The organism is Nocardioides sediminis, from assembly GCF_003047295.1.
Lineage (GTDB): Bacteria > Actinomycetota > Actinomycetes > Propionibacteriales > Nocardioidaceae > Nocardioides > Nocardioides sediminis.
The window spans coordinates 115,546-140,832 of the sequence record NZ_PZYZ01000004.1; the positions used below are offsets into that span (position 1 = coordinate 115,546).

Here is a 25,287-nt window from a genome sequence, read left to right on the forward strand (position 1 = left end):
GCGCTCAGGCGGCGGTGCGGTCAGGCCTTCGCCTCGGTGGTGGAGGTCGGGCGCAGCCCGAGCTCCTCGTCGAGGCGCAGCAGGCCGGGGCCGTCGTCGTCGATCATCACGACCCTCCCCACGATCTCCTTGACCGTCGCCTCCTCCTCCACCTGCTCCTCGAGGAACCAGTTGAGCAGCGGGCGGGAGTCGAGGTCGCCCTCGGCCTCCGCGGTCCGGTAGAGGTTGCGGATCGACTCCGAGACCCGCTCCTCGTGCGCCAGTGCGGCCCGGAACGCGTCGAGCACGGAGCCGACGGCGACGCTGGGCGCCGTGATGGCGCCGATGACCGGGTGGTTGTCGCGGTCGGCGACGTGGTCGATGAACTTGTTGGCGTGGACGATCTCCTCGTCGGCCTGGTGGCGCAGCCATGCGGCCATGCCCGGGAGGTCCATGAGCTCGAGCTCGATGGCCAGCTGGCGGTAGACGAGGGACGCCTGGAACTCCAGCGTGATCTGCGCGTTGAACGCGGCCTCGAGCCGGTCGGAGAGCTTCATGGCCCCACCCTAATGGGGGGAGAGCAGGGCTCCGAGGGCCATGTCGTGGAGCAGTCCTTGCATCTGCTCGTCGGGCAGGAGGCCGCTGTGCGGGGTGGAGTTGATGAGGCCGAAGGCCACGTGGGCCATCGCGCGGGCGCGGTCGAGCGTGAGCCCGGGATGGACGCGACGCAGCTCGGCGGCCCACACGTCGACGTACTCGCGCTGCAGCGCCCGGACCCGCTCCCGGGCGTCGTCGGCCAGCGAGGACCAGTCCCGGTCCTGGACGACGATCAGGGCCCGGTGCGCCAGCGCGAACTCGACGTGCCACTCGACCAGGGCCTCGAGCGCCTCGGCCGGCGTCGCCGCGGCGCTCGCCCGCGCCCGCCCGACGGCCAGGAGCTCCTCGCTGATGGAGACCAGCATCTCTGCCAGCACCGCGTCCTTGGAGGGGAAGTGCTTGTAGAGCGCCGGGCCGGACACGCCGCACGCCGCCCCCAGGTCGGCCACCGAGACGCCGTGGAAGCCGCGCTCGGCGAAGAGGTCGGCGGCGATGTCGAGGATCTGCTGGCGCCGCGGGCTCACCGGCCAAGGTTAGCGTCCGCTAACCGGTGGGCCGGGCTGCTGTCCACGAGCAACGGGGCTGCGCACGCGCGCAGGTATGGACACCGTGTCCGGGTCGAGGTCGCCCACGTGCGCAGGAGTGACGCACCTGCGCGAGCGCGGGTGCTGACCGTGGGCCATTCCTGCGCACGTGGGCGACCGGCGACGGCGGCCGACTGCCATTCCTGCGCACCTGCGCCAGACCTGTGGATGACGAGATGAGCCACCGGGGACCCGGGTAGGAGGGTCCCATGAGGACTCCCAGCTACTCCTACGACGTCGCGGTCTACGACGCCGCCCAACGGATCATCCTGCGGTCGGGCTGCGGCGCAGCCACGGTGCGCGCGGTCGCGGCCGAGAGCGGCGTGAGCCCGAGCACCGTGCGGTACCACTTCCGAGACCAGTCCCACCTGCTCGCGTGTGCGTTCACCGCCGTGGACGACCACTTCTCCCACAGGGACATGTGGCGCGCCGCGCCGCTGCACCGTGTGGAGGTGCTCGAGGTGTCGGAGGCAGTGCAGATCATGATGGCTCGGCTGCCGGCGGACGGTGAGAGCCTGGAGCAGCTCCGTCTCCTGCACGCCTATCGGGCGTGGGCACGGCACGACTGGACCATGGCGATCTCGATGTCGGGATTCGATCGGAGGCTGCTCAACCTCTGCCAGGTCGTGCTCCAGCGGCTCGGGCTGCCGCCGGCGCACGTTCGCCGGCAGGCGCGGATCCTGAGGGTGGTGATCGGCGGGCTGGCCGAGGAGATCGTCACGCTGTGCGAGCCGCCCGAGGGCGAGCGTCGGTTGGCGCTGGCCGACCGCATCACCGACCGAGGGGTGCGAGCTTTCCTCACCGAGCACCTCGACGCCGTGCTGGCCCGCGCTGTGGCCCCGCACGTCTGCGCACCGACGGCGGACGAACCGCCGGTCGACAGAGCAGGTTAACGATCGCTAACCTGTGCCGGTGACCGACGCCACCACCGACCCGGGGACCACCCCCGCGGGCAGCCCAGCCGACGCCCCCACGATGCGCGACCTCGTCGCCACTGTGCCCATGCGCGACCTCGTCGCCGACCTCCGCGAGCGACTGGCCGTCGTACGACGAGGTGGCAGCGAGGCGGCGCGGGCCAAGCACACCGGCCGCGGCAAGCTGCTGGTCCGCGACCGGGTGGACCGGCTGCTGGACCCGGGGAGCCCGTTCCTGGAGCTGTCCCCGATGGCGGCGTACGGGATGTACGGCCGCGACGCCGACGACGTCAACGCGGTGCCCAGCGCGAGCATCGTCACCGGCATCGGGCGGGTCAACGGTCGCGAGTGCGTGGTGATCGCCAACGACGCGACGGTCAAGGGCGGCACCTACTACCCGATGACGGTCAAGAAGCACCTGCGCGCGCAGACCGTCGCGGCCGACAACAACCTGCCGTGCATCGCGCTGGTCGACTCCGGCGGCGCGTTCCTGCCGATGCAGGACGACGTGTTCCCCGACCGCGAGCACTTCGGGCGGATCTTCTTCAACCAGGCCAACCTGAGCGCCAGGGGCGTCCCGCAGATCGCCGCGGTGATGGGCTCCTGCACCGCCGGTGGCGCCTACGTCCCCGCGATGTCGGACGAGACGGTCATCGTCAAGGAGCAGGGCACGATCTTCCTCGGCGGCCCGCCGCTGGTGAAGGCCGCGACCGGCGAGGTCGTCAGCGCCGAGGACCTCGGCGGCGGCGACGTCCACGCGCGCACGTCGGGGGTGGTGGACCACCTGGCCGAGGACGACGCCCACGCGCTCGCGATCGTGCGCAGCATCGTCGACACCCTTCCGGCGACGAGCGGCTACCCCCAGCCGGGGCGCCGGATCGAGCCCGGCCCGGTCGAGGACCCGCACGAGCCCCCGGAGAGCCTGTACGACGTCGTCCCCACCGACACCCGCACGCCGTACGACGTGCGCGAGGTGATCCGCCGGATCGTCGACGGCAGCCGGATGCACGAGTTCAAGAAGCTCTACGGCGAGACGCTGGTGACCTGCTTCGCCAAGATCCACGGCTACGACGTCGGGATCATCGCCAACAACGGGATCCTGTTCAGCGAGTCGGCGCTCAAGGGCGCGCACTTCATCGAGCTGTGCAACCAGCGCGGGATCCCGCTGGTGTTCCTGCAGAACATCACCGGCTTCATGGTGGGCCGCGAGTACGAGAACCGCGGGATCGCCCGCGACGGGGCCAAGCTGGTGACCGCGGTGGCGTGCAGCGTGGTCCCGAAGTTCACCGTGGTCATCGGCGGCTCGTTCGGCGCCGGCAACTACGGGATGTGCGGCCGCGCTTACGACCCGCGGTTCCTGTGGATGTGGCCCAACGCCCGGATCTCGGTGATGGGCGGGGAGCAGGCGGCCAGCGTGCTGGCCACCGTCCGCACCGACCTCGAGACGCCAGCGCAGGTCGAGGCGTTCAAGGCGCCGATCCGCGAGCAGTACGAGACCCAGGGCTCGCCCTACTACTCCACGGCCCGGCTGTGGGACGACGGCGTGATCGATCCCGCCGACACCCGTCGGGTGCTCGGCATGGGCCTGGCGGTGGCTGCCAACGCGCCGGTGCCCGACCCCTCCTACGGCATCTTCCGGATGTGATTTCGTTGACCTCGCTGAGCGGCGCTCGCCGCATCGACACCGTCCTGGTCGCCAACCGCGGCGAGATCGCCCTGCGCGTCATGCGCACCGCACGGGCGATGGGCCTGCGCACTGTCGCCGTCCACACCGCCGCCGACAAGGACGCGCCCCACGTGCGTGCCGCAGACGACTCCGCGGAGGTGTCGAGCTACCTCGCGATCGAGGAGATCGCCGAGGCCGCCCACCACCGCGGCGCCCAGCTCGTGCACCCCGGCTACGGCTTCCTCTCCGAGCGGGCCGCCTTCGCCCGCGAGATCGAGGGCACCGAGCCGCTCGCCCTCGTCGGCCCCAGCTCGGGGGTCATGGAGGCGATGGGCAAGAAGGACGCGGCCCGCGACATCGCCGTGGCCGCCGGCGTCCCCGTCGTGCCGTCGTACGACCTCGACGTGGACCCGGGCGACTTCGCCTACCCCGTGCTCGTCAAGGCCGCGGCCGGCGGTGGTGGCAAGGGCATGCGCATCGTCCGCTCGCGCACCGAGTACGACGCCGCGCTGGCCGCCGCCCGCCGCGAGGCGCTCGGCGCCTTCGGGGACGACACGATCCTCGTCGAGAAGTACGTCGAGCGCGGCCGGCACATCGAGGTGCAGGTCCTCGCCGACCACCACGGCAACGTCGTCCACCTCTTCGAGCGCGACTGCTCCACGCAGCGCCGCCACCAGAAGGTGCTCGAGGAGGCGCCGGCGCCCACCGTCACCGACGCCCAGCGCGAGCTGGTCACCTCCAGCGCGGTGGCCCTGTGCCGCGAGGTCGGCTACGCCAACGCCGGCACCGTCGAGTTCCTGCTCGACAGCGACACCGGCGAGGTCTACTTCCTGGAGATGAACACCCGCCTCCAGGTCGAGCACCCGGTGACCGAGGAGGTCGTCCGCGTCCGCGGCGAGCGCATCGACCTCGTGGAGCTGCAGCTGCGCGTCGCCGCCGGGCAGCCGCTGGGCTTCACCCAGGCCGACGTCACCCTCGAGGGCCACGCGGTCGAGGCGCGGATCTATGCCGAGGACCCCTACCACGGCTTCCTGCCCCAGGCCGGCACCGCCGAGCTCGTCCGCTGGCCGGCGGAGCCCTTCGGCGACCCGGCCCGGCGCGACGGGAGGGTCCGCGTCGACGCCGCCCTGGAGTCCGGACAGGTCGTCAGCTCGTCCTTCGACCCGATGCTGGGCAAGGTCATCGCGTGGGGCGAGGACCGCGAGGCCGCCCGGGAGGCGCTGGTCGACGCCCTCGACAGGACCGCCGTCCTGGGGCTCACCACCAACACCGGCTTCGTCCGGGAGCTGGCCGCGGGCGCTGCGTTCCGCGACGCGACCATCGACACCGCCTGGCTGGACCGGGCCGAGATCCCGGCCCCGGACGCCGAGGTCGCGCTGCTCACCGCCGCGTGGGTGGACGCCGTGCTGCACAGCCCCCGCTTCTCCGACCGCCCGGGCGACCCCTTCGCCACCGACGGGTGGCGGGTCGCGGGCGAGCCGGCCCGCACCCTGGTCGCGCTGGAGACCCCCGAGGGGCGCCGCGAGCTGCGCGTCGACGTCCCCGGCCACCGGGTCGACGACGTGTTCGTGCAGGAGCACCGGCTGGCCGACCACCGGGCCGAGCTGTCCCTCGACGGCCGCCGCGAGACGGCGTACGTCAACGCGACCGCCCGCAAGGTCGAGGTCGCGCACCGCGGCCAGCGCTACGGCTTCGAGCGACCCGACGCCTTCGCCGACCACGGCCCGGCCGCCGGCGACGGCACGCTGGTCGCTCCCATGCCGGGCACGGTCCTGGACGTCCTGGTGACCCCGGGCCAGCGGGTGGACGAGGGTGAGACGCTGGGGGCCATGGAGGCGATGAAGATGGAGCTCGCCCTCACGGCGCCCTTCGCCGGGACCGTCACCGAGGTCAACGTCGCCGCCGGCGAGCAGGTCCCCCTCGGGGCCGTCCTCCTCGTCGTGGAGGCGGAGGCCTCCGATGGCTGACCTGCGAACGGCGCGAGCCACGACAGCGCTGCCCGAGCGCGTCACCATCTACGAGGTCGGCCCCCGCGACGGCCTCCAGAACGAGCAGGCGATCGTCCCCACCGAGGACAAGGCCGAGTTCGTACGCCGCCTGGTCGCCGCCGGCCTGCCCGTCGTCGAGGCGACCAGCTTCGTCCACCCGAAGTGGGTGCCTCAGCTGGCCGACGCCGCCGACCTGATGACGATGCTGGGGGAGGAGGGGCGCGCCCACCCGGTCCTGGTGCCCAACGAGCGCGGCCTGGACCGCGCCCTCGACCTCGGGATGCGGCACATCGCGATCTTCGGCAGCGCCACCGAGACCTTCGCGCAGAAGAACCTCAACCGCAGCCTCGACGAGCAGTTCGCGATGTTCGAGCCGACCGTGGCCCGGGCCCGCGAGGCCGGCCTGGACGTCCGGGCCTACGTGAGCATGTGCTTCGGCGACCCGTGGGAGGGGGCCGTGCCGATCGACCAGGTGGTCTCGGTCGGCAAGCGGCTCTTCGACCTCGGCGCCAGCGAGCTCAGCCTCGGCGACACCATCGGGGTGGGCACCGCCGGGCACGTCAAGCAGCTCGTCGCCGCCTTCGTCGAGGCCGGCATGGCGACCGACCAGCTGGCGATGCACTTCCACGACACCTACGGCCAGGCGCTGGCCAACGCCTTCTCCGCGCTCCAGGAGGGCATCACCACCTTCGACGCCAGCGCGGGCGGGCTCGGCGGCTGTCCCTACGCGAGGTCGGCGACCGGCAACCTCGCCACCGAGGACCTCGTCTGGATGCTCACCGGCCTCGGCATCGAGCACGGGGTCGACCTCGACGCGGTCGTGGCGACCAGCACGTGGATGGCCGGACGGCTCGGGCGCCCCAGTCCCAGCGCCGTCGTACGCGCGCTGGCCCGGACCTGACGGTGCCCTCGCAGCGCTGCCGCGCGCTTCGGGCACAATCACCCCCATGAGCCGCGTCGTCTACCTCCACATCGGCGCCCCCAAGACGGGGACGACCTACCTGCAGGACCGGCTGATGCTCAACCAGGCGTCGCTGTCCCAGCACGGGGTGACGATCCCGACCAAGAACCGCTTCGTCGACGCCGACCTCTTCCACTTCCGCGCGGCCCTCGACCTCCTCGAGCAGGACTGGGGCGGCACGCCCGGTCACGCGAAGGGCTCCTGGGAGACGATGGTCAAGCGCGTACGCCGCGCCAGCGGCACCGTCGTCATCTCCCACGAGATCCTCGCCCCGGCCAAGCCCGACAAGATCGCCCGGGTCATGAACGACCTCGAGGGCAGCGAGATCCACGTCGTCTACTCCGCGCGCGACCTCGGCCGCCAGCTGCCCGCCGCCTGGCAGGAGAGCATCAAGCAGGGTCGCAAGTGGACCTTCAACCGGTTCCTGACCAAGGTCGAGCGCGGCCAGACCTGGTTCCGCAGCGCGATGGACCTCCCGGTCGTGCTCGGCAGCTGGGGCGCCAAGCTGCCGCCCGAGCGGGTCCACGTGGTGACCGTCCCGCACGACCGCGGGCCGACCGGCAACGAGCTGTGGTTCCGCTTCTGCCGGGCCTTCGGGATCGACCCGGCGTGGGCGCCGCTGGACTCCGAGCGCGCCAACCGCAGCCTCGGCATCGCCGAGACCCAGCTGCTGCGTCGGCTCAACCGCCGCCTCGAGCTGCCGATGTACCGCGACGCGACCTACGACTCCCTCATCCGCGAGCTCCTCGCCCAGGAGGTGCTGGTCAGCCGCGACTCGATCCCCGTGCGGCTCGCGCCCGAGCGGTTCGACTACGCCGAGGCGCAGGCCGAGCGGTGGATCGACTGGATCAAGGGCAGCGGCGTCGACGTCGTCGGTGACATCGAGGACCTGCGCCCGCGCCGCCCCGACCCCGAGGCCCGGTGGCGCAACCCCGACCGGGTCAGCCCCAAGCTCCAGCTCGGCGCCGCCCTCGACGCGCTCACGGTGATGACCCGCGAGGCGGCCGAGCGCACCGACGCCGACAGCCCCGTGCGCCGCCTGCGCCACCAGGCCCGCCGGCTGCGCGAGCGGTGAGCCACGCCGCGACCGCTCCCGGTGCCGTGACCCCCGGCGCCGCACGCGCGTGGGGATGGGTCGCGCACCTGCGCGACGGCGGTACGACGCCTTGGGTGGCGTGGACCGTCGAGGCCCAGCCGAGCGGGCGCGTGCTGCCCGGTGCCCAGCAGCTCGAGCTGCTCCGGCGGCTCAACCTCGCCGCCTCCGCGCGACCCCTGGCCCCTGGCCTGGCCGACCGGGTCCTGACCGCCGCCGCCCCCGGCCGCGGGAAGCCGGACCTGGCCCTCGTCGGGGTGGCCGGCACGGGCTACGGGCCGCTGCCGGTGGACCCCGCCAACCTGCCCGCCGACGAGCTGGTCCGGGTGGCCACCAGTGTCCTCGCCGAGGACGTGGTGCGCCTCGGGGTGCCGCGCGAGCGACGCGGCCTGCCGCGGCCACGGCCCCACCGGCACCGCGTGGCGGGCGACCCCGTGCTGGCGACCGCCGCCCGCGAGGCGCTCGGGCCCCGCCGCCTCGGCGCCGGGCCGATGGTCGTCATCGGCGCACCGCTCGACCAGATGCTCGCCGACGTGTGGACCCGCCGCTGCTTCGAGCGCGGCTCGGGTGCGTGGCTGGAGTGGCTGCGGTTCTGGCAGCAGCGCGGGCAGCTGCCCCCCCGCGTCGACCTCCCCGCGGTCGCCGACCGGCACGCCGGGTCGCCCGGCGGGGTGACCGTGGTCCTCGACCCGACCGCGCTGCCGGACGCCCTCGGCGTACGCCGCGTGCCCGCGGCCCGGCGCCCCGGCGCGGACGCCGCCGAGCTCGCGCGCCGCATCGCCACGGTCGTCGGGCTCCTCGTGCCGCCCGACGAGCGGGCACGACTGATGTCGCGGACGGTGTGGCCTCGGATCCCGCTCACCTCGATGCCGCCGGTCAGCGTGCCCGACGAGCACCGGGAGTGGGTGACGCGCGCCGCCGAGCGGATGACCCGCCGGCTCCGGCGGGCTGGCTACCCTGTCGTCGGCGACCCCGCCGCCGTCGCGCCCGTCCTGACAGGGCAGACGCCGGCGCCGGAGCGCCCGGACGCCGCCGTGCTCGAGCTCGCGGTGCGGATGCTGGTGGACGAGGACTGGACGAAGGAGACGCGGTGAGCACACCCCCGACTCCGACGACCGACCCCACGACCGACGCCACGACCGGCGCGGCGGCCCGCAAGCGGGTGCTGCTGCACGTGGGCACCCCCAAGACCGGGACGTCGTACCTCCAGGACGTGCTGTTCCGCAACCGCGAGGTGCTGCGCGGGCACGGGATCCTCTACCCGGCCGACCGCTTCGACGGGCACTTCCTGGCCGCGCTCGACCTGATGCGCCTGACGTGGGGCGGCTTGGAGACCCAGGCCGTCGGCGCGTGGGACCGGCTGGCCGAGCAGGTCCGCGCCTGGCCCGGCACCTCGATCATCAGCCACGAGATCCTCTCCACAGCCTCGCCGACCCAGGTCGACCGGGCGCTCACGTCCTTCGGCGAGGGCGTCGAGGTGCACGTGATCGTGTCGGTGCGCGACCTGGTGCGCCAGGTGCCGGCGGAGTGGCAGGAGAACGTCAAGCACCGCAGCCTCGTCTCCTACGCCCACTTCCTGGAGATGATCCGGGACCCGGCGCGCGACACCCGGATCGGCTCGTGGTTCTGGGGCGCCCAGGAGATCCCCGACATCCTCGACCGCTGGGGCGCGATCCTGCCGCCCGAGCAGGTCCACCTGGTCACCGTGCCCCGGCCGGGTGCCGCCCCCGACGAGCTCTGGCGCCGCTTCAGCCACGCCTTCGGCCTCGACGGCATCGACCTCGACCTGACCCCCGAGCGCGCGAACCCCTCGCTCGGCGTCCCCGAGACGGCGCTGCTCCGGCTGGTCAACAAGCGGGTCACCCCGGTCGTCGACCCGCCCGACTACCGCCCGCTGGTGCGCGAGCTGCTGGCCCACCAGACCCTCTCGCGCCGCACCGGCAGCGCCCGCCTCGGCCTCCCGCCGGACACCCACGAGTGGGTCCAGGAGCTCTCGCGGTCGTGGGTCGCCGAGGTCGAGAAGCGCGGGTACGACGTCGTCGGCGACCTCGCCGACCTGGTCGGTGCCCCGTCGGGGACGTTCGTCGACCCCGACACCGCCCCGGCCGAGGACCTGCTGCCCGCGGCCCTGGACGCGATCACCGCGCTGCTCGTCGAGGGCTCCCGGCTGCGGGAGGTGGAGGCCAACCTCGCGCGCGAGCTCGAGGAGACGCGCCACGAGCTGGTCCTCGCCCGGCGCAGCAACGCCGAGCGGGCGGTGCAGGCGCTGGAGGCCAGGCCGGCCGGGCGCCGGGCGCTGGGCATCTACCGCCGCGTCCGCGGCCGCCACTACTGAGGGCTCGTCGCCCGGTCGCTCAGGGCCGCGTGCGCGGCAGCAGCTCGCGGTCGGCGTACCGCCCGACCCGCCAGGTGTAGTAGCCGTCGGCGCCGGCGCCCACCACGCCGCCCACCACCGGGACCCGGCGGCCGACCGTGGTCGCGATGCGCTTGCCGGCCATCCGGGCGACCAGGTCGCCGGCCACCACCGCGGCGAGGGTGGTGTCCAGGGCGGGGTCGTGGGCCGGCGCGGTGGCGATGGCCATCGGCGGCGCCGGGATCTTGCGCTTCTCGACGAGCTTGGCGATGTTCTCCTCGCCCAGCAGGGTCACCAGGATCGCGTTGCGGACCCGCGGGTCGTCGAGGTCGTGGCCGCGCAGGTGCGCGATGCCGGCGATCATCCGGCACTGGAGCAGCGTGAGCCCGGTGATGTTGGCGGGGATCGCGACGGCCGCGGTGATGAGCCCACCGACGTTGGTGATGAACCCCTGGGCGCCGGCGAGTCGGACGTGGTTCTCGATGACCTCGTGGACGGCACGCTCGACGTGTCCCCCCTGCTCCTCCAGCTGCTTGTCGGCCGCCGCGGCGGCGGGCGGCAGCGGGCCGACCCCGTCGATGGCGCGGTTGAGGGCCTCGCGCACGAAGGAGGAGGTCACCCCGGGCGCCAGCTCGGAGACCTTGGGCACGAGCAGCCTGCCGACGGACCCCTTCACACTCATGTCTCGATCCTACGGAGGGGGTCCGCGTCTCAGACCACCCGCAGAGGCCACCAGCCGACCACCCGGGGTGGCCGCCGCCTCGTCGGGGCCAACCAGCTTCCGGTCGGGTCCCGGCCGTGAGCTGGTCGCGCACGTGCGCAGGAAAGGAGGCGACGCGGCGCCGTCGGTCGCGCACGTGCGCAGGAAAGGAGGCGACGCGGCGCCGTCGGTCGCGCACGTGCGCAGGAATGCGGCGCGCACCCGGCGACCGGTGGTGCACCTGCGCAGCTGCGCTACCCGCGCCCGCGGTCGGTCCCGATAGTTGCGCAGCTGCGCGACCCGCGCCGGGACCCGGTCGCCATACCTGTGCACGTGCGCAACCCGCGCCCCGACGCACGCTCCGGATCTGCGCACCCGCGCCACCACGCAGCGCGTGCCCGCGAGGCGCCGACCGTCAGCGCCGTACCTCGCAACGACGCGCGCGCTCCACCGCGACGCAGGTGTCCCGGGCGCTGCTGCCGTCGGCCCGGTCCCGGCCGGGGCCGCCGTGGAGCAGGTCGCGGCCGCCGGTGCCCATCAGGTCGTCGTTCCCGGCCTTGGCGAAGGCCCGCAGGGAGCGCCCGCCCTGGATCCACACCCGCTCGGCGGCGCGGGTGCCGATGAAGGTCCAGTGCGCGTGGCCGCCGCTGCCGTGGAGCTGCTCGACCTGGAAGTACCCGAGACGCGTCGAGGACCCGGTCACGGTCATCCGGTTGCGGGGCCGGTCCACGCGGACCTTCTCGCCCTTGCCGAACGCGCGGCTGAGCTTGATCGTGAGGCGGTCGCGCCCCCCGTCACCGTCGATCTCGGTGCGGGTGCCCGGCTCGAGCCGGTAGTCGATCTCGTCCCTGCCCGCGCCGGCCGACACGTCGACCTGGCCGAGGGCCTGCAGGCGGTCCTTGCCGGGGCCGCCGTGCAGGGATCCCAAGGAGATGGAGGAGGTGGTGAGGAAGTCCTTGCCGCCGTCCCCCGAGAGCCGGTCGGTGCCACCGCTGGACACCAGGATGTCCCGACCCGCGCCACCGCGGGCGACGTCGTCGCCCCCGTCGATCGCCGGGAGGGCGAAGGTGGTGTCGGCGCCGCCGTCCACGACGACGTGGTCGTTGCCGCCGCGGGCGTCCACGACGTCGTCACCGCCGCCGGCCTGGATCAGGTCGTCGTACGGCGACCCGGTGATGCGGTCGCCGAAGGCGCTCCCGACCACGCCGGCCGGACCGGCGACGACGATGGTGTCGGTGCCCTCGCCCGTCGCCGTGCCGGCGGTCAGGTCCACGACGACCGGACCGGCGGCGTCGGCGTAGACGACCCGGTCGAGGTAGCCGAAGTCGACCGGGTGGATGTCCAGCGCCTGCGGGTCGGCGCCGAGGTCGACGTGGTCGTCGCCCGGGCCCGGCGCGATGAGGTCACCCGTGTAGCCGTCGTCGATGGAGTACTCGCCGTCGAGGCCGCCGAAGAGGCGGTCGTCGCCCTCGCCGCCCGAGATCGTGTCCGGCCCGTCCAGCCCGCAGATGACGTCGTTGCCGCCGGCGCCGTCGATGGTGTCGCGACCCGGCGTGCCGACGATGACGTCGTCGCCGGGCGTGCCCGTGACGGGCGCGGTCACGTACCCGGTCGCCGGCACCTCGATGGTGGCCGCGCGTCCGTCGCACGTGGGGGCGGCATGGGCAGGCACGCCGGTCAGGGCGCCGAGGACGAGCGTGCCGCCGAGGACGGCCGTCGTGAGTGCAGTGGTCTTGCGGGCGGTGGTCTTGAGGGCGGTGGTCTTCATGGTCTCTCCCGAGGTCAGGTTGCCGGTGTGACGCCCCGGCTGGGCGAGAAGTTGTCGCGGTCCCGGCTACCGTGCCCAACGTGCCCCCCGTCCACCCTCCCGACACCCCGTGGGTCTTCCCCGAGCCGCACCTGTGGGACCCCGAGGACGACCTCGTCGCGGTCGGCGCCGACCTCGAGCCCGGGACGCTGCTCCGGGCCTACTCGCGCGGGCTCTTCCCGATGCCCATCGGTCCGCCGCAGGACCCGATGGGCTGGTTCTCGCCCGTACGGCGCGGGGTGCTGCCGTTGGACGGGCTCAAGGTCTCCCGGTCGCTGCGGCGCTCGGCGCGGGAGTTCGAGATCCGGGTGGACACGGCCTTCGACGAGGTCATCGCCGCGTGCGGCGACCGGCGCCGGCCCGACGGCTGGATCACCCGCGAGGTGCGGGCGGCGTACACCGAGCTCCACGAGCTGGGCTGGGCGCACTCGGTCGAGGCGTGGCGCGACGGCCGGCTGGCCGGCGGGCTGTACGGCGTGGCGATCGGCGGGCTGTTCGCCGGCGAGTCGATGTTCCACCGCGAGCGAGACGCGTCCAAGGTGGCGTTGATGGGTCTCGTCTCGCTGCTCTCCGACGAGCACGCGCACGACCGGGTGCTCGACGTGCAGTGGCAGACCCCGCACCTGGAGACCCTGGGCGTGCAGGAGCGGTCGCGGTCGACCTACCTCGCGGACCTGCCCGTGGCCCTCCACCTGCCGCTGCCCGCGGCGTTCGAGGGCGTCCCGGCTGCCGACGACCCCGGGGAGGGCGTGGATCAGGCGCGATAGGGCAGGCTGGACGCGCCAGGAGCCGCCACCCGTCAGGAGAGCCCCGATGAAGTCTGCCCTGCTCGCCGCCTCGCTCGTCCTCGTCGGCGGCACGGCGTTCGGCTGCAGCGGGGGGAGCGACGGCGCCCCGGCCGACGCGAGCCAGGACGACTACTGCACGAGCTACCGGACCCTCTTCGCCGACATGTCCACGATGACCGAGGCCACGGACGCCGAGATCATCGCCAAGATCAAGGACTGGGGGGCGACGATGCAGGAGACCGGCACGCCCTCGGACATGCCCGACGACGCGCGCGCGGGCTTCGAGACGACCCTGGCCTTCATCGACGACCTCGCCGAGGACGCCACGGCGGAGGACTTCGAGAAGATGGACTCCGACCTCAGCGAGGAGGAGACCAAGCAGGTGGCTGAGTTCGACACCTACACGACCGAGACCTGCGGGTCGCCCCTGGACAACATGGAGGCGCCCGAGATGCCGACCGAGGCGCCCACGCAGTGACCGCGCTCGCGCCGCGCGGGCTACTTGAGCAGCCGGCTCATCCGGCGGTCGGCCAGCGGCTTGCCGCCGGTCTGGCAGGTCGGGCAGTACTGCAGGCTGGAGTCGGCGAAGCTCACCTCGCGCACGGTGTCGCCGCACACCGGGCAGGGCTGTCCGGTGCGGCCGTGGACGGCCAGGTTGCTCTTCTTCTCGCCCTTGAGCTCGCTGGCGGCCAGGCCCCGGGACCGCTCGACGGCCGCGCCGATGACGGTGCGGATGGCGTCGTACAGCGTCTGCACCTCGGCCTCGTCCAGCGAGCTGGCCGGCTTGTACGGCGACATGCGCGCGGCATGGAGGAGCTCGTCGGAGTAGGCGTTGCCGATGCCGGCGATGGTGCCCTGGTGGCGCAGCACGCCCTTGATCTGCTTGCGCCCCTCGCTCTGGAGGATCCCGGCGAGCACGTCGATCGTGAAGGACTCGTCGAGCGGGTCCGGTCCGAGGCGCGCGATGCCCTCGACCTGCTGCGGGTCGCGGACGACGTAGATGGCCAGGCTCTTCTTGGTGCCGGCCTCCGTGATGTCGAGGCCGGGCTGGGTCTCCAGGTCGGGGTCGTCGATGACCACGCGTGCGGCCAGCGGGCTCTTGGAGCTGGGCCGGGCCGGCAGGGCGGGCACCTCGTCGCGCCACCTGATCCAGCCGGCCCGGGCGAGGTGGACGATCAGGTGCGTGCCGCTCGCGGTGATGTCGAGGAACTTGCCGTGCCGGGTCACGTCCTCGACCAGCGTCCCGTGCAACGACTGCAGCGGCGGGTCGAAGGTCTTCAGCGCGCTGAACGCCGCCAAGTCGACGCGGGCGATGGCACGGTCGACCAGCCGGCCCCGGAGGTCCTGGGCCAGCGCCTCCACCTCGGGCAGCTCGGGCATGCGGCGATCATAGGCAGTGACACCGACTTGTGGGGCAGGTCACAATGGACCATGCCCGCACCACGACCGCTGCCCCGCACCGGGGGCGTCTTCCTCGACCCGCGGGGCGAGGACCGGTCGCTGCGCGTGTCCTGGCACCCCGAGGCCGACGTCGTCGTGCTGTCGCTGTGGCGCGACAACCTGTGCGCCGGGACGTTCCGCCTCGCGGTCGACGAGGTCCCCGACCTCATCGAGCTGCTGCGCGCGGGGCTCACCGAGGCGTACGCCGTGGCGCGCGACCGCGCCGAGCGGGGTGGCGCCCTCCCGGGCGACGGGCAGCAGGCCGGCTGACCGTCGTACGGGCGGCGCGGTGACCCCGGCCCCGGCGACACGATCGCGGACTCTCGCGACATCTAAGGATTCGGCTAGACAGCCCGATACCGTCGCATCGTGGACCCCATCCGGAACCCCTACGCCCCCGGCGCCGGCCAGCGCCCGCCCGAGCTCGCCGGCCGCGACGAGCAGCTGGCGGCCTTCGACGTCGTGCTGGAGAGGGTGGCGCGGGGCCGTCCCGAGCGCAGCCTGGTGCTCACCGGCCTGCGCGGCGTCGGCAAGACGGTGCTGCTCAACGCGCTGCGCAGCGCCGCCGTGCGCCGCCAGTGGGGGACAGGCAAGCTCGAGGCCCGGCCCGACCAGGGGCTGCGGCGTCCGCTGAGCGGCGCCCTGCACCAGGCTGTGCGCGAGCTCGGCCACCGCGACGCCGACAGCGTCGACCACGTGCTCGGGGTGATCAAGGCGTTCGCTCACCGCGACGCCGGCCCGGCCGCCAAGCTCAAGGACCAGTGGAGCCCCGGCATCGACGTCCCCGCCGTGCGCGGGCGGGCCGACTCCGGTGACATCGAGATCGACCTCGTCGAGCTCTTCACCGACCTCGGCGGGCTCGCGGCCGACAAGGGCAAGGGCATCGCGATCTTCATCGACGAGATGCAGGACCTCGGTCCCGACGACGTGTCGGCGCTGTGCGCGGCCTGCCACGAGATCAGCCAGTCGGGACTGCCGGTGATCGTGGTCGGCGCCGGGCTGCCCCACCTGCCGGCCGTGCTGAGCGCCAGCAAGTCCTACTCCGAGCGGCTGTTCCGCTACCAGCGCATCGACCGGCTCACCCGCGAGGCCGCCGACCTCGCGCTCACGGTCCCCGCGGAGGACGAGGACGCCCTCTTCGAGGCCGCGGCGCTGGAGGCGATGTACGCCGCGACGGGCGGCTACCCCTACTTCATCCAGGCCTACGGCAAGGCGGTGTGGGACCGGGCGCCGCGCTCACCGATCACTGCCGCCGACGTCGAGGTGGCGGCCCCGGAGGCCGACGCCGAGCTCGCGGTCGGGTTCTTCGGCAGCCGCTACGAGCGGGCCACGCCGGGCGAGCGCGACTACCTCCGCGCCATGGCCGACGTGGCCGGCACCGAGCCTGACGCTCCCGACGCCGTGCCCACCGCCGACGTGGCGGCGGCCCTGGGCAAGAAGCCGCAGTCGCTCAGCCCGGCGCGCGACTCCCTGCTCAAGAAGGGGCTCATCTACTCGGGCGAGCGCGGCCGGATCGCGTTCACGGTGCCGCACTTCGGCCGCTACCTGCGCGAGCACGCCAACTAGCAACGGGTGAGGCTCAGCGGGCCCAGGCGGGCAGCCGCTGCACGACGGCGTACGTCCCGACGCTGACCGACGCGGAGAGGAACATGCCCCACGCGATGTCGATCGGCACCAGCCCGGCGGGCCAGTCGGCGAGCACGGCCCAGTTGGTGAGCTCGTAGACGCCGTAGACGACGAGGCCGAAGAACGCACCGACCCCCAGCGCCCGACGCCACGACCCGGCCTCGACGGCCGGGGCGATCACGAAGTGCACGAGCCCCGCCAACAGCACCACGTAGACCAGCACGGCCGCCCCGACGTGCGGCGACTCGGCGCGCAGGTCGCCGAGGTAGTGGTCGTAGAGGTCGGTCGCGACGGTGCTCAGCCACAGCACGTCGACGATGCTGAAGACGACGGCGGCGACGAGGAACTGGGTGAGCAGCGCGGTGGGTCGCATCCGCACAGTATGGGGGCCTCGCAGCGGACAGGCCCTGTCCGCCATGCGCGGGAGAGTGGTGCACAGACCGACCGCCGACCGAGGGAGACCGCCGTGCTCGAGCCCACCACCCACTCCGAGTCCGCCGCCCTGGCCGCCTTCCTGCGCGAGCAGGTCGTCGCCGCGCGCACGGCCGCCCACGGCCTCACCGACGAGGAGGCCCGGCTGACGCCCACCCGCTCGGCGCTGAGCGTCGGGGGCATCCTCAAGCACCTCACCACGTCGTGGGTGACCTGGCAGCGCCGCGAGGCGCAGAACCGCGGGGAGCGCGGCTGGGACCTCACCGAGGAGGACTACGGGACCTTCTACGGCAGCTTCGCCCTCACCGACGAGGAGACCCTCGAGCAGGTCGTCGAGCAGTACGACGCCGCGACCGGCGCGCTGCTGGCGGCCGTCGAGGCGCTGGACCCGGCCGCCGAGCTGTTCGAGGCGCCGGCGCCGTGGTTCGGCCGGCACGAGCCGACGCCGGTGACCGGGCGGGTCCTGGCACTGCACCTCATCGAGGAGTTCGCCCGGCACGCCGGCCACGCCGACATCGTCCGCGAGCAGCTCGACGGCGCGCAGGCAGGGCAGCTGACCATGGCGGTGGAGGGGATCGAGGGCAACGACTTCATCCAGCCGTGGCGCCGGGAGCCCGCCACCGCCTGACGCGGTCAGCGTCAGCGGTGGCCCACCCGCGACGTCCGGGTCACCCAGTAGGGCGTGTCCGGCGCGGCCGGCGTGCTGAACCGCGCGTTGGGCAGGTAGAGCCAGCGACCGAACGCCGCCACCGTGGTGGGGACGTCGACCTCCGCCTCGAACTCGTCGATGACGTGCACGAGCCGGGCGGAGCGGCCGTCCCGGGACACCTTCAGCACCGACACCTGCTCGAGGAAGTTCTGGACGACGTACAGCGTCCGCCCGCGCAGCAGCATCCCGTCACCGTTGGTGAGGGCGGCCCCGCCCGTGTCGACCAGCCGCGCGTCGCCGGTGGCCGGGTCGACGCGGTACAGCACGCCGGCGTTGACCACGAGCAGTGCCTCGCCGTCGGGGGTCTCGGTCAGGCCGTTGGCGCCGAGGCCGGGAGCGGGCGGCTGCACCCACTCGCCGGTCAGCGGGACGGTGATGACGTCGTCCTGCGCCGGGAGCGCGCCGCGCCGTCCGAGCGGGAGCCCGAAGAGGCGCGCGCTGCGGGAGTCGGTGAACCACACGGTCCTGCGGGTCACCAGCGAGTCGTTGATGAAGGCCGCCTCCGGAGCCGGGACGAGCTCATAGCTCGTCACCTCGCCGCTGCGGGTGTCGACGACGCGTGCGTCGCCGCCGGTGCCGCCGGAGACGAAGAGCCGACCGCGCCGATCGACCTTGAGGCCCACCGACGGCGTGCCCGGGCCCTCGCTGATCGTCTCGCCCGCGCCCGTGCGCAGGTCGACCTCGTAGATGTCGCCGTCCCGGCGCGAGCCGAACCAGGCCGTCGCTCCCCGCCCGATCGTGATGCCCTCGGGCATGAACCCGTCGGGCAGCTCGATCCTCGGTGGGAACGAGTGGGAGTGGGAGGGGTGGCCCGCGGTGGCGACGGGCACGGCGACGAGGGATGTGGCGAGCGTGGCGGCCAGGACGGCGGCGAGGGCGCCGACGCGACGGTGCGGGCTGGACATCGCGGCTCCAGGGGTCGGGCGCCGGCCGTCTCGCCGGCGCGAGGTGTGGGTCCCGCCAACGTACGCCGCGGTGTGTGACGCGTCACGGGGGTCGCCGCCCCCTACGCTCGTCGCATGAGGCCGCAGGTCGTCGCCCACCGGGGCGCCAGCCACGACAACGCCGAGCACACGCTGCGCGCCTACACCCGCGCCATCGACCTCGGCGCGGAGGCGCTGGAGTGCGACGTGCGCCTGACCGCCGACGGCCACCTGGTGTGCGTCCACGACCGCGACCTGCGGCGTACGACGTCCTCCCGCGGCCTGGTCTCCACGATGAACCTCGCCGACCTCGACGAGCTGGACTTCGCCCGGTGGAAGAACCCGTGGGCCGACATGGACGACGAGGCGCCCGACCTCGACCCGGCCGACGGCAAGGTGCTGACGCTGCGCAAGCTGATGGAGACGGTGGCCGACGCCGACCATCGGGTGGAGCTGGCGATCGAGACCAAGCACCCGACGCGGTACGGCGGGCTCGTGGAGAAGCGGGTCGTCGAGCTGCTGTCGGACTTCGGGTGGGACCGCCCCGGCAGCCCGGTGCGGGTGATGAGCTTCTCGTTCACGGCGCTCCAGCGGACCAAGCGGCTGGCCCCGGACGTCGACGTGGTGATGCTCGTGGAGAAGGCCCACCACTGGCCCATGCTGCGCCGGGTGATCGGTGACGACTGGATCGTCGGACCGGGCATCGACGAGCTCCGCGAACACCCCGGGCTGGGCCGGTCGCTGCGCCGCGCGGGCCGCGAGGTCCACGTGTGGACGGTCAACACCGACGACGACCTCCGGCTCTGCCTGGACCTGGGGGTGACCGCCGTCATCACCGACCACCCGGCGCACATCCTGGAGCTCCTCGACGGCTGACCCGTCCGGCCGGTCACCCGTCCGGCCCGTTGGATAGCCTCGCCCCATGGCGAAGAAGTCCCGCACCAAGGCCCGTGACACCGCTGCTGCCGGAGAGGGCTCGGCCGACGCCGTCGGCCCCCGCCAGCCCTGCCCCTGCGGCTCGGGCAAGCGCTACAAGGCCTGCCACGGCGCAGCCGGCGGCGCCGCCCCGGCGTTCGTGGCCCGTCCGTTCGAGGGCATGCCCGGCGAGTGCGACGTCATCGCGCTGCGCGAGCTCGTCCCCGCGGCCACCGTCCCGCTCGACGTCAAGGGCACCGACCGTGAGGTCCGCCTCTGCACGCTGCTCCCGATGGCCGCCCCGGCGATGGTGCGCGACTCGGGCGCGATCTGGCTCGGCCTCCAGGTCGCCCACCAGTACGGCGACCCGGCCCGCGACCTCGGTGCCGTGCTGGAGAAGGCGCTGGCCACCGAGGAGCCCGGCATCATCGGCCTCACGGAGGCGCCCGGCGAGGGTCCCCGGCTGCAGGACCTCATCAACGACACCGAGCTCGACATCACCGTGCACGACGGCTTCGGCTACTGGATCGACGACGTCGAGGACCAGGACGCGTCCATGCAGGCAGCCCTCGAGCAGGCCGACCAGGCGGCCACGCCGACCACGCGCCTGAGCAGCGTCGAGGCGGCGTACTGGACCAACGTCGGCACCAAGGAGCACCTGCGCTGGGTGATGCCGCACCCCGAGGACGCGCTGCTCGACGCGCTGGCCCGGCTGCACGCGGCCGGTCGCGACAGCATCGCCGAGGGCTCGCGCTTCGTCGGCATGTTCCGGGCGCACGGCCTGCTCGCCCCCGTCTGGGACCTGCCCGTCGGCACCGGCGCCGAGGTCCTCGAGGAGCCGGCCGCCCGTTTCGCCGCGGACCTGCAGGAGGCGCTCGCCGACACCTCCGACCTCACGCCCGAGCAGCGCTCGGCGCGCGCCGGGCTCGCCAACCGGCAGGTCACCATCCGCTGATCCCTGCCCGATTTGGCCCAAAGCCTTGTCGGCGGTTGCGACCGGAAGGTAAGTTTCGGGGCGCCCGGTCGTTGTTGTTTCCCCCGTCAACAGCGGCCGGGCTTCCAATTTCTCCGACGCCTCGACGCGTGCCGTTCCGCGTCGGCCCGGACTGGCATAGGTCCGAGGAAGTGGCAGCAGCCGGAGCGTCAGTCGTCGCGTGGGCGGCGCAGGCTCCAGGCCTCGAGCCGGGAGTAGCCCTTGACCGAGACCCGGCGCAGGCGCTTGAGGCGGTACGCCGGAGACGCGGACGCGCCGTCCGGCGCGCCGTCGACGTGGGGAGCCTCGTCGCCCTGCGGGCCGCTCAGGCCGTCGTCCGGAGCGTCGGCGTCGGCCTCGGCGTCGCTGTCGGGGTCCGGGGGCGCCGGCGGTCGGAGCGCGTCGTGCATGCCCCGGTCCACCACGACCGTTCCGGGGCGGGCCACGGAGGTCAGCCGGGCCGCGACGTTGACCGTCGGGCCGAAGACGTCACCCAGCCGGCTGACGACCGGCCCCCAGGAGAGCCCGGCGCGCACCGCGGGGAAGGGGTCCTCGTCGTCGAGGCCGCGCTCGACGAGGACCAGCGCGATCTCGGCCGCGGCGACGGGGTCGTCGGCGGTCACCAGGATCTCGTCGCCGATCGTCTTGATGACCCGGCCGCCGCGGTCGACCGCGATGCTGGTGGCCTCCTGCTCGAAGCCCTCGATCCACTCGACCAGCTCGCCCTCGGCGAGGTTCCTGCTCTGTGCGGTGTAGCCGACGATGTCCACGAAGCACACCGCCATGTCGGTCTCCGCGGCGCCGGTCGACTCGACCGAGAGCAGCCGGCTCGCCGCGCTCGCGAGGTGCCGACGCCACACGTAGGACTGCAGCGCCTCCACGCGTGGGAGCACCCCGGCGGCGAGCTCGGCCATCCGGACGTCCGGGTCGGGTCCCTCGACGGCCAGGCCGGCGAGCAGGCTGGTCTGCCACTCCGCGAGCCGGGCATAGCTGCGGCCCCAGGTGCGCACCAGGGCCGCCTGCGAGTCCTCGCCCAGGATGCCCATCCGCACCAGGTCGACGGTCAGCTCGAGCGCTCGCACGTCACTCTCGGTGAACGCGACGGCGTCGTCGGTCCGGTGGGCGAAGCCCAGCAGCCGCCACAGCTCGGTGGCCAGCTCGAGGGGTACGCCGGCCCTGTCGGCCACCTCGATCCGGGTCAGGGTCGGCGCCCCGCCGAGGAGGAAGGCCTCGACGTCGCCGTAGGCATCGGCCAGCGCGGCCGCGGCGGGCGGGTCGGCGGCCGGTGACACGTCGCCTGACGGGTCCGCGGGGGGCGTCATGTCGGAGCCCGGAGCCTCCTCGTCGGTCAGGACTGCCCCTGCCGCTCGGCGGTCGCCGACCGCACTGCCTCGCCGAAGGCCGGGACCTGGTCCACCAGCCGCTCGAGCACCTCGCCGGTGAAGTGGATGACCCGCAGAGGCGTCAGGGAGACCACGCTGGCCGAGCGCAGCGAGCGGTTGAGGATCGCGGCCTCACCGATGATCTGCCCGGGGCCGAGCACGGCGACCTCCTCGCCGCGACGGCGTACGGACACCTCGCCCTGCTCGATGATGTAGGCCTTGTCGGCTGGCGTCTGCTCGGAGATGGGGGACCAGCCCTGGGGGAGGGTCAGCGTGGTGCCGGCGGACCGGATGCGGGTCACGTCGGCGGGGGACAGGCCGTCGAAGATCGAGGAAGTCATGGGTTGCCTCTCTGGGTGCACGCGCGGGGTCGCTGCCCGGTCAACGAGCGAGCGACCCCGACGTGATGTGTGACCTCCGCCGCTGTGGCCCAGGGCGTGACCTCAGGCGCTCGGGAGCGGGTCGCGCGCGATGGGGCACGACATGCAGCGCGGACCGCCGCGACCCGACCCCAGCTCGGAGCCCGCGATCCGGACCACCTCGATGCCGGCCTGCTCGAGCCGGTCGTTGGTCTCGTCGTTGCGCTCGTAGGCCACCGCCACGCGCGGCGCCAGCGCCAAGGTGTTGTTGCCGTCGTCCCACTGCTCGCGTTCGGCGGTGACCGGGTCGAGGCCGGTGTCGATCTGGTGCAGGGTGTCGATCTGCATGGCCTTGGCCGCCGCCACGAGGAACGGCTCCGGCTCGGCGACCTCGAGGACCAGGTCGACGTCGGCCGAGCCCCAGTCGCCCACGGTGACCGAGATGGCGGTGAGGGTGTCGGCGACGTTGGGGTACATCACGACCTTGTCGACGTCGACCATCGTGCAGACGGTGTCGAGGTGCATGGTGGCGCGCTCCTGGGCGATCGGCACCGCCAGCACGGTGTGCGCGAGGTCCGCGTCGAAGACCTGGCGGGCGAGCCGCTCGACCCCCGCCGGCGTCGTGCGCTCCCCGACGCCGACCGCGATGACGCCGGGGGCGAGCAGCAGCACGTCACCGCCCTCCACGTGCTCGTTGTGCCAGCCGTGGATCTTGCGGGTCTGGCCGGCGAAGCGCGGGTGCTCGGTGTAGATCAGCTCGGTCAGCTGGGTCTCGCGCTTGCGGGCCGGCATGGCCAGGCTGGTGATCGCCACCCGGTCGCGGACCCACACGCTGGAGTCGCGGGTGAAGAGCAGGTTGGGGAGCGGGTCGATGAGGAAGTCGTAGGGGCTCAGCAGGCTGGTCACCAGCCCGTGGCCGCCGCGCACCTCGTCGTTGCGGATGCCGGCCGTCAGCACGGCGGTGAGCTCCTCCGGCGAGGAGTCGCGCAGCGCGGAGGCGAGGTAGCGGCGCAGGGTGTCCCCGAGGTGCAGGCCGCTCAGGGCCGAGGTGATCGCGTGGTTGCGGGCGCTCTCGCTGGCCAGGGTCTCGGTGAGGAGCTCGGTCAGGTAGAGCACCTCGACACCGCGCTGGCGCAGCGTGTCGGCGAACGCGTCGTGCTCGTCCTGCGCCCTGCTCACCCACGGGATGCCGTCGAAGAGGAGCTTGTCGTTGTTGCGCGGCGTGAGCCGCTTGAGCTCGGGCCCCGGCCGGTGGAGCATGACGGTCTGGAGCGTGCCGACCTCGCTGTCGGCGCCGTGGGTTGCAGGCATGGGCTGACTCTAGTGGCCTCGCGGGGACGGGCCCACCGTTCAGGTCGTACGACGTGCGGACCACTCGTCGGCGAGCAGCGCGTACTCCAGCGTCGGCGTCCACTCGCCCTTGGACCAGAAGTCCGCGCGCTTGTCGCACTCCAGGCGCATCCCGAGCCGCTGGCACACCGCGGCCGAGCGGACGTTGCGGCCGTCGAGCGTGGCCACCACCCGGTGCACGCCGTAGTGCTCGAAGGCGAGGGCGAGGACGGCGCGGGCCGCCTCGGTGGCGTAACCGTGGCCCGCGTGGGCCGGCAGGACGGTCCAGCCGATCTCGGCCTGCGACCAGCCGGTGCCCTGGAGGAAGAGCACCGTGTCGCCGACCGGCTGGCCGTCGTGCTCGACCACGAGGCCGAGGGTCCGGTTGCCGGGGGTGGGGGCCATCCGCCGCCGGATGGTCTCGCGGACCTCCGAGGCGTTCATGGTGCCGGTGAGCAGGTGGCGGGCGTAGTCCTCGTCGGCCCAGGCGGGGGCGAACGCGGCGGCGTCCTCGAGCCGGCGGGCGCGCAGCACGAGCCGCTCCGTGCGCAGCGGCAGCGAGGGCAGGGCGAAGGTGAAGAACTCCTCGCGCGGGGCGTCGACGAGGCGCTCGCGCAGGGTCTGGCCGCCGTACCGCGCCCGGTCGTAGGAGCACATCGGGCGGAGCAGGGCGTCGAGGCCCGGCACGGCCGGCACGCCGTCGACGCACTCGCCGAGTTGGCCACGGGCCACGTGGTCGCGCGGGTCCTCCCGCAGCCGGGCCATGGCGCGCTCGGCCAGCCCGACGGCGCGCTCGGTGCGTCGGATCGTCACGGGGCTCACCTCGACGAGGTGGGCGTACCGGCCGGCGAGGTAGTGCTCCCAGGCCTCCTCGCCGGCAGCGGCGTCCTCGGTCCAGAACGCCACGAACCAGTCGTGGAGGCGCTCGACGCCGCCCGCGACCCGGGCGAGCTCGTCGTGGTCGGCAGGGACCATCGCCGTACCGTCGGAGAGGAGGTACGACGGCAGGGGCATCCGTCCCGCGGCCATCTGGGCCAGCTGATCGTCCGTGGCGGGCACGAAGCCGGCGCGCACGGAGGCGTCGTCCACCGGGGTCATCGGGTGGTCGCCGTTGACCGCGAGGTAGCGGTCCCGGACGATCAGCGCCGTGTGGTCCCGGACGGTCAGCGCGTCATCTCCCACACGGTCAAACCTGCCATGAGGAGGCACACGCCCGCACCCAGGTAGTGGAGCACGTGGAGCTTGATCCGGCTCAGCAGCACGCGGCCCACGATGACGGCGAGGCCGCTCACCGCGAGCAGCGCGCCCCAGGCGCCGACGAACACGCTCACCGGGTCGTCGTACTTGGCGACGAGGGAGAGGGTCAGCAGCTGCGAGAGGTCGCCCCACTCGGCGGCGAAGAGCACCAGGAAGCTGGTGAGGATGACCTTGAAGCCCTGCGCCTCGCCGGCCTTGGCGGCGAAGTCGGCCTCCTCGTCCTCCTCGGCCGCCTCGTGCGAGCGGGCCTCGCGGAGCAGGATCACTGCGCCGACGAGGAACATCAGGGCGGCGGCGACGTGGACCACCGTGTCGGGCAGGAAGCTCGCCGCCTTGCCGAGGGCCACGGCGATGAGGGTCTGGACCATGAAGGCCAGCCCGACGCCGATCCACACGAAGAGCGGTCGGAACTTGGTGGAGAGCACCAGGGTGGCGATGAAGGTCTTGTCGGGGAGCTCGACGACGAAGATGGCGGCGAAGGTGAGCGCGACGACGAGGATGTCCACCCCAGA

At 73.4% G+C, this 25,287-nt stretch carries 26 protein-coding genes; 14 read left to right on the forward strand and 12 right to left on the reverse strand.

Translation table 11 applies throughout. From position 1 onward, the window contains the following. Window positions 1-20: 20 nt before the first annotated feature. Together DAI17_RS11225 and DAI17_RS11230 are read right to left on the reverse strand one after the other, a co-directional pair. Complete coding sequence (locus tag DAI17_RS11225) at window positions 21-536, reverse strand: ferritin (protein ID WP_107773017.1); 516 nt, start codon at window positions 534-536, stop codon at window positions 21-23. 9 nt (window positions 537-545) lie between these two features. Next, complete coding sequence (locus tag DAI17_RS11230) at window positions 546-1,100, reverse strand: SACE_7040 family transcriptional regulator (RefSeq protein ID WP_107773018.1); 555 nt, start codon at window positions 1,098-1,100, stop codon at window positions 546-548. Between the two features lie 269 nt (window positions 1,101-1,369). Between DAI17_RS11230 and DAI17_RS11235 the strand changes: the two genes are divergently transcribed. From DAI17_RS11235 to DAI17_RS11265, 7 genes are read left to right on the forward strand one after another with little or no spacing between them, the layout of a single operon-like run. Next, window positions 1,370-2,053, forward strand: coding sequence for a TetR/AcrR family transcriptional regulator (locus tag DAI17_RS11235; protein WP_107773019.1), 684 nt, complete (start codon window positions 1,370-1,372; stop codon window positions 2,051-2,053). A 19-nt stretch (window positions 2,054-2,072) separates the two neighbouring features. After that, entirely contained in the window at window positions 2,073-3,719 is a 1,647-nt protein-coding gene (locus tag DAI17_RS11240; RefSeq protein ID WP_456093751.1) for a carboxyl transferase domain-containing protein, read from the forward strand. Between the two features lie 5 nt (window positions 3,720-3,724). After that, window positions 3,725-5,707, forward strand: a complete 1,983-nt coding sequence (locus DAI17_RS11245) for an acetyl/propionyl/methylcrotonyl-CoA carboxylase subunit alpha (protein ID WP_234412451.1) — start codon at window positions 3,725-3,727, stop codon at window positions 5,705-5,707. Beyond that, entirely contained in the window at window positions 5,700-6,629 is a 930-nt protein-coding gene (locus DAI17_RS11250) for a hydroxymethylglutaryl-CoA lyase (protein ID WP_107773020.1), read from the forward strand. Before DAI17_RS11245 ends, DAI17_RS11250 begins: the two co-directional genes overlap by 8 nt. Before the next feature lie 46 nt (window positions 6,630-6,675). Continuing rightward, window positions 6,676-7,764 (forward strand): hypothetical protein, encoded by a 1,089-nt coding sequence (locus DAI17_RS11255; RefSeq protein WP_107773021.1) that lies wholly within the window; start codon window positions 6,676-6,678, stop codon window positions 7,762-7,764. Next, window positions 7,761-8,876 carry a hypothetical protein gene (locus DAI17_RS11260; RefSeq protein ID WP_159081487.1) on the forward strand — a complete coding sequence of 372 codons (1,116 nt, stop codon included), beginning with the start codon at window positions 7,761-7,763 and terminating at the stop codon, window positions 8,874-8,876. Before DAI17_RS11255 ends, DAI17_RS11260 begins: the two co-directional genes overlap by 4 nt. After that, on the forward strand, window positions 8,873-10,117 hold the full coding sequence (locus tag DAI17_RS11265) for a hypothetical protein (RefSeq protein WP_234412452.1): 1,245 nt from the start codon (window positions 8,873-8,875) through the stop codon (window positions 10,115-10,117). The genes DAI17_RS11260 and DAI17_RS11265 overlap by 4 nt, the downstream gene beginning before the upstream one ends. A gap of 19 nt (window positions 10,118-10,136) precedes the next feature. Here DAI17_RS11265 and DAI17_RS11270 read toward each other — a convergent pair whose 3' ends face one another. Next, window positions 10,137-10,817: an EcsC family protein gene (locus DAI17_RS11270; RefSeq protein ID WP_107773023.1), complete on the reverse strand. Its 681-nt coding sequence runs from the start codon at window positions 10,815-10,817 to the stop codon at window positions 10,137-10,139. Window positions 10,818-11,250: 433 nt separating this feature from the next. Continuing rightward, complete coding sequence (locus DAI17_RS11275) at window positions 11,251-12,603, reverse strand: calcium-binding protein (protein ID WP_107773024.1); 1,353 nt, start codon at window positions 12,601-12,603, stop codon at window positions 11,251-11,253. An 80-nt stretch (window positions 12,604-12,683) separates the two neighbouring features. Here DAI17_RS11275 and aat point away from each other — a divergent pair, with 80 nt between their 5' ends. Both aat and DAI17_RS11285 read left to right on the forward strand, forming a co-directional pair. Next, the gene (aat, locus tag DAI17_RS11280; protein ID WP_234412453.1) at window positions 12,684-13,409 is read left to right on the forward strand and encodes a leucyl/phenylalanyl-tRNA--protein transferase; all 726 of its coding nucleotides are present in this window, start codon (window positions 12,684-12,686) and stop codon (window positions 13,407-13,409) included. Between the two features lie 46 nt (window positions 13,410-13,455). Continuing rightward, entirely contained in the window at window positions 13,456-13,908 is a 453-nt protein-coding gene (locus tag DAI17_RS11285; RefSeq protein ID WP_107773026.1) for a hypothetical protein, read from the forward strand. A gap of 20 nt (window positions 13,909-13,928) precedes the next feature. On the opposite strand, the gene DAI17_RS11290 is transcribed toward DAI17_RS11285, so the two are convergent. Further along, on the reverse strand, window positions 13,929-14,810 hold the full coding sequence (locus tag DAI17_RS11290) for an Fpg/Nei family DNA glycosylase (protein WP_107773027.1): 882 nt from the start codon (window positions 14,808-14,810) through the stop codon (window positions 13,929-13,931). Between the two features lie 51 nt (window positions 14,811-14,861). Between DAI17_RS11290 and DAI17_RS11295 the strand changes: the two genes are divergently transcribed. Together DAI17_RS11295 and DAI17_RS11300 are read left to right on the forward strand one after the other, a co-directional pair. After that, entirely contained in the window at window positions 14,862-15,140 is a 279-nt protein-coding gene (locus tag DAI17_RS11295) for a hypothetical protein (protein WP_107773028.1), read from the forward strand. Window positions 15,141-15,239: 99 nt separating this feature from the next. Further along, window positions 15,240-16,436, forward strand: coding sequence for an ATP-binding protein (locus DAI17_RS11300; protein WP_107773029.1), 1,197 nt, complete (start codon window positions 15,240-15,242; stop codon window positions 16,434-16,436). Window positions 16,437-16,449: 13 nt separating this feature from the next. Here DAI17_RS11300 and DAI17_RS11305 read toward each other — a convergent pair whose 3' ends face one another. Continuing rightward, a complete protein-coding gene (locus DAI17_RS11305; protein WP_159081488.1) occupies window positions 16,450-16,869 on the reverse strand; it encodes a DUF2177 family protein in 420 nt (139 codons plus the stop codon). 93 nt (window positions 16,870-16,962) lie between these two features. Here DAI17_RS11305 and DAI17_RS11310 point away from each other — a divergent pair, with 93 nt between their 5' ends. Then, the gene (locus DAI17_RS11310) at window positions 16,963-17,556 is read left to right on the forward strand and encodes a mycothiol transferase (protein WP_159081489.1); all 594 of its coding nucleotides are present in this window, start codon (window positions 16,963-16,965) and stop codon (window positions 17,554-17,556) included. 11 nt (window positions 17,557-17,567) lie between these two features. Here the strand turns inward: DAI17_RS11310 and DAI17_RS11315 are convergent, their stop codons facing one another. After that, complete coding sequence (locus DAI17_RS11315; RefSeq protein WP_107773032.1) at window positions 17,568-18,542, reverse strand: NHL repeat-containing protein; 975 nt, start codon at window positions 18,540-18,542, stop codon at window positions 17,568-17,570. A 114-nt stretch (window positions 18,543-18,656) separates the two neighbouring features. Here DAI17_RS11315 and DAI17_RS11320 point away from each other — a divergent pair, with 114 nt between their 5' ends. Both DAI17_RS11320 and DAI17_RS11325 read left to right on the forward strand, forming a co-directional pair. Further along, the gene (locus DAI17_RS11320; RefSeq protein ID WP_107773033.1) at window positions 18,657-19,436 is read left to right on the forward strand and encodes a glycerophosphodiester phosphodiesterase; all 780 of its coding nucleotides are present in this window, start codon (window positions 18,657-18,659) and stop codon (window positions 19,434-19,436) included. A gap of 46 nt (window positions 19,437-19,482) precedes the next feature. After that, entirely contained in the window at window positions 19,483-20,430 is a 948-nt protein-coding gene (locus DAI17_RS11325; protein ID WP_107773034.1) for a DUF5926 family protein, read from the forward strand. A gap of 188 nt (window positions 20,431-20,618) precedes the next feature. On the opposite strand, the gene DAI17_RS11330 is transcribed toward DAI17_RS11325, so the two are convergent. The 5 genes from DAI17_RS11330 to DAI17_RS11350 all read right to left on the reverse strand — a co-directional run bounded on the left by DAI17_RS11330 (window position 20,619) and on the right by DAI17_RS11350 (window position 25,281). After that, window positions 20,619-21,770 carry an adenylate/guanylate cyclase domain-containing protein gene (locus tag DAI17_RS11330; protein ID WP_107773035.1) on the reverse strand — a complete coding sequence of 384 codons (1,152 nt, stop codon included), beginning with the start codon at window positions 21,768-21,770 and terminating at the stop codon, window positions 20,619-20,621. A 26-nt stretch (window positions 21,771-21,796) separates the two neighbouring features. Then, a complete protein-coding gene (locus tag DAI17_RS11335; RefSeq protein ID WP_107773036.1) occupies window positions 21,797-22,171 on the reverse strand; it encodes a cyclic nucleotide-binding domain-containing protein in 375 nt (124 codons plus the stop codon). A gap of 102 nt (window positions 22,172-22,273) precedes the next feature. Beyond that, a complete protein-coding gene (locus DAI17_RS11340; protein ID WP_107773037.1) occupies window positions 22,274-23,500 on the reverse strand; it encodes an arginine deiminase in 1,227 nt (408 codons plus the stop codon). 39 nt (window positions 23,501-23,539) lie between these two features. Continuing rightward, window positions 23,540-24,700, reverse strand: coding sequence for a GNAT family N-acetyltransferase (locus DAI17_RS21270; RefSeq protein ID WP_199905077.1), 1,161 nt, complete (start codon window positions 24,698-24,700; stop codon window positions 23,540-23,542). Continuing rightward, window positions 24,682-25,281, reverse strand: a complete 600-nt coding sequence (locus DAI17_RS11350) for a TMEM165/GDT1 family protein (protein WP_107773038.1) — start codon at window positions 25,279-25,281, stop codon at window positions 24,682-24,684. Before DAI17_RS11350 ends, DAI17_RS21270 begins: the two co-directional genes overlap by 19 nt. Window positions 25,282-25,287: the final 6 nt, after the last annotated feature.